This window comes from Streptomyces sp. UNOC14_S4, assembly GCF_020740835.1.
Classification (GTDB): domain Bacteria; phylum Actinomycetota; class Actinomycetes; order Streptomycetales; family Streptomycetaceae; genus Streptomyces.
Genome location: NZ_JAINFC010000631.1, coordinates 1 through 3,810, shown reverse-complemented (window position 1 = coordinate 3,810; position 3,810 = coordinate 1). Strand labels below are relative to the sequence as shown.

2 protein-coding genes are annotated in these 3,810 nt (G+C 69.9%); one reads left to right on the top strand and one right to left on the bottom strand.

Translation table 11 applies throughout. From position 1 onward, the window contains the following. A partial coding sequence (locus K6I34_RS33385; RefSeq protein WP_229331790.1) for a maleylpyruvate isomerase family mycothiol-dependent enzyme occupies positions 1–657 on the bottom strand: 657 nt, incomplete at its 3' end. A gap of 200 nt (positions 658–857) precedes the next feature. Here K6I34_RS33385 and uvrA point away from each other — a divergent pair. Continuing rightward, positions 858–3,770: an excinuclease ABC subunit UvrA gene (gene uvrA, locus K6I34_RS33380; RefSeq protein ID WP_229331789.1), complete on the top strand. Its 2,913-nt coding sequence runs from the start codon at positions 858–860 to the stop codon at positions 3,768–3,770. Positions 3,771–3,810: the final 40 nt, after the last annotated feature.

The window sequence follows — 3,810 nt, the reverse complement described above, 5'->3', positions numbered from 1 at the left end:
GTCCAGGCCCGCCCCCTTGTCGCCGCGGCCCGCGAGCCAGCCCAGCAGGGCGGGGGCGGGGCCGGTGACGGTGACCGCACGGCCTTCCGTGCCGCCGGTGTGCCACTGGCGGCCGTCGGCCGCCGTGACGGTGACGGGCGGCAGCCCGTTGTGGCCCGAGAAGCGCTGCGCGAGCCAGGCGATCTGCCTGCCGGTGAACTCCTCCGGGAGGTCCTCCAGCTCGTAGCCGATGTTGAGGTCGACGTGGTGCAGCTCCAGCTCGACCAGGCGGCGGAAGGGCACGTTCGCGGCCGCGTCGGTCACGCCGTTGCGCATGGTGACGATGCGGGACCAGTCCGCGCCCGGGTCCTCCTCGGTGGCCGCGAGGAAGCGGGCGTGGCTGTCGCGGAGGTCGGCGAGCTGGATGTCCAGCGGGCGCGCGGCACCCGCCTCGATGTCGGCGTCGCGGGCCTCGGCGCCCGCGTACATGGGGAGCCCGCGCAGGACGTTGACCAGGGCGTCGGCGTTACGGGCGAGGTGGGACAGCAGGTGGCCGCGGGTCCAGCCGGGGAGCCGGGAGGCCCCGGAGACCGCGCTGTTGTCCAGTTTTCCGACGCCGGTGAAGAGGCGGTCGGTAGCTTCACGTACAGATGCCAGGTCGTGCACATGATCGATCATGCGGCGACGATAGCGCCGCCACTCGTCCGGGTGAAGCCGTGCCGCTCGGGCCCATATTCGAATGTTCGTGCTATAGGCTCGTGTGTGGCATCGGATCCGACATCCGTGCGGCGACCCCCATACCCTGGGTCGGGGGTGCGGCGCATCCCATCGCGCGCCAGGCGCGCGTCTTATCGCTCTCAAGAAAGGTGCCGACCGGCGTGACCGACCGTCTCATCGTCCGTGGCGCTCGCGAGCACAACCTCAAGAACGTCTCGCTCGACCTCCCCCGTGACTCCCTCATCGTGTTCACGGGCCTCTCCGGGTCGGGCAAGTCCTCCCTCGCGTTCGACACGATCTTCGCCGAGGGGCAGCGCCGCTACGTCGAGTCGCTCTCCTCCTACGCCCGGCAGTTCCTGGGGCAGATGGACAAGCCCGACGTGGACTTCATCGAGGGCCTCTCCCCGGCCGTCTCGATCGACCAGAAGTCCACGTCGCGCAACCCCCGTTCGACGGTGGGCACGATCACCGAGGTCTACGACTACCTCCGGCTGCTCTTCGCCCGCATCGGCAAGCCGCACTGCCCCGAGTGCTCCCGGCCCATCACCCGCCAGTCGCCGCAGGCCATCGTGGACAAGGTGCTGGAGCTGCCCGAGGGCAGCCGCTTCCAGGTGCTGTCCCCGCTGGTGCGCGAGCGCAAGGGCGAGTTCGTCGACCTCTTCGCCGACCTCCAGTCCAAGGGCTACAGCCGCGCCCGCGTCGACGGCGCGACGATCCAGCTCTCCGAGCCGCCCAAGCTCAAGAAGCAGGAGAAGCACACCATCGAGGTGGTCGTCGACCGCCTCACCGTCAAGGACAGCGCCAAGCGCAGGCTGACCGACTCGGTCGAGACCGCGCTCGGCCTCTCCGGCGGCATGGTGATCCTCGACTTCGTCGACCTCGCCGAGGACGACCCCGAGCGTGAGCGGATGTACTCCGAGCACCTCTACTGCCCGTACGACGACCTGTCGTTCGAGGAGCTGGAGCCGCGCTCCTTCTCCTTCAACTCCCCCTTCGGCGCCTGCCCGGAGTGCACCGGCATCGGCACCCGGATGGAGGTCGACCCGGAGCTCATCGTCCCCGACCCGGACAAGTCCCTGGACGAGGGCGCGATCAGCCCCTGGTCGCACGGCCACACCAAGGAGTACTTCGGCCGCCTCGTCGGCGCGCTCGCCGACGCGCTCGGCTTCCGCACGGACATCCCCTGGGCGGGGCTGCCGCTGCGGGCCAGGAAGGCGCTCCTCAACGGCCACAAGACGCAGATCGAGGTGCGCTACCGCAACCGCTACGGCCGCGAGCGCGCGTACACCACGGCCTTCGAGGGCGCGGTGCCGTTCGTCAAGCGCCGCCACTCCGAGGCCGAGAGCGACTCCAGCCGCGAGCGCTTCGAGGGCTACATGCGCGAGGTGCCCTGCCCCACCTGTGAGGGCACCCGGCTCAAGCCGATCGTCCTCGCGGTCACCGTGCAGGGCCGGTCCATCGCCGAGGTCTCGGCGATGTCGATCAGCGAATGCGCCGACTTCCTGCGGGACATGAAGCTCACCGGCCGCGAGAAGAAGATCGCCGAGCGGGTCCTCAAGGAGGTCAACGAGCGGCTGAGGTTCCTCGTCGACGTCGGCCTGGACTACCTCTCGCTCAACCGCGCCGCGGGCACCCTCTCCGGCGGCGAGGCCCAGCGCATCCGGCTCGCCACCCAGATCGGCTCCGGCCTCGTCGGCGTCCTCTACGTGCTGGACGAGCCGTCCATCGGCCTGCACCAGCGCGACAACCACCGCCTCATCGAAACCCTCGTCCGCCTGCGGGACATGGGCAACACCCTGATCGTCGTCGAGCACGACGAGGACACGATCAAGGTCGCCGACTGGGTCGTCGACATCGGCCCGGGCGCGGGCGAGCACGGCGGCAAGGTCGTGCACAGCGGCCCCTTGAAGGAGCTGCTGCGCAACAAGGACTCGATGACCGGCCAGTACCTCGCCGGCAAGAAGGCCATCGTCACGCCGGACGAGCGCCGTCCCGTCGACCCGGACCGGCAGCTCGTCGTGCGCGGTGCCCGGGAGAACAACCTCCAGGACATCGACGTCGCCTTCCCGCTCGGCGTGCTCACCGCCGTCACCGGCGTCTCCGGCTCCGGCAAGTCGACGCTGGTCAACGACATCCTCTACACCCACCTGGCCCGCGAGCTGCAGGGCGCGAAGACCGTTCCCGGGCGGCACACGCGCGTGGACGGCGACGACCTCGTCGACAAGGTCGTCCACGTCGACCAGTCGCCCATCGGCCGGACGCCGCGCTCCAACCCCGCGACGTACACCGGCGTCTTCGACCACGTCCGCAAGCTCTTCGCGGAGACCATGGAGGCGAAGGTCCGCGGCTACCTGCCGGGCCGCTTCTCCTTCAACGTCAAGGGGGGCCGCTGCGAGAACTGCTCCGGCGACGGCACCATCAAGATCGAGATGAACTTCCTGCCGGACGTGTACGTGCCGTGCGAGGTCTGCCACGGCGCGCGCTACAACCGGGAGACCCTGGAGGTGCACTACAAGGGCAAGTCCATCGCCGAGGTGCTGGACATGCCCATCGAGGAGGCCCTCACCTTCTTCGAGGCCGTGCCGACCATCGCGCGCCACCTGCGCACCCTGCACGAGGTCGGCCTCGGCTACGTCCGCCTCGGACAGTCCGCGCCGACGCTCTCCGGCGGCGAGGCCCAGCGCGTGAAGCTCGCCAGCGAGCTCCAGAAGCGCTCCACCGGGCGCACCGTCTACGTCCTCGACGAGCCCACCACGGGTCTGCACTTCGAGGACATCAGCAAGCTCATCACCGTGCTGTCCGGGCTTGTCGACAAGGGCAACACCGTCATCGTCATCGAGCACAACCTCGATGTCATCAAGACGGCCGACTGGATCGTCGACATGGGCCCCGAGGGCGGCAGCGGCGGCGGCCTCGTCATCGCCGAGGGCACGCCGGAGGCGGTGGCCTCGGTGCCGGAGAGCCACACGGGCAAGTTCCTGCGGGAGCTTCTGGGTGACCGGGTCAGCGACTCGGCTCGGCCTGCGGCCCGCAAGGCGAAGAAGGCCCCGGCCAAGAGGGCGGCTCGCCGCTGAGCACCGGGGGCTTCGCCCCCGGACCCCCGTTGTCGTGGTG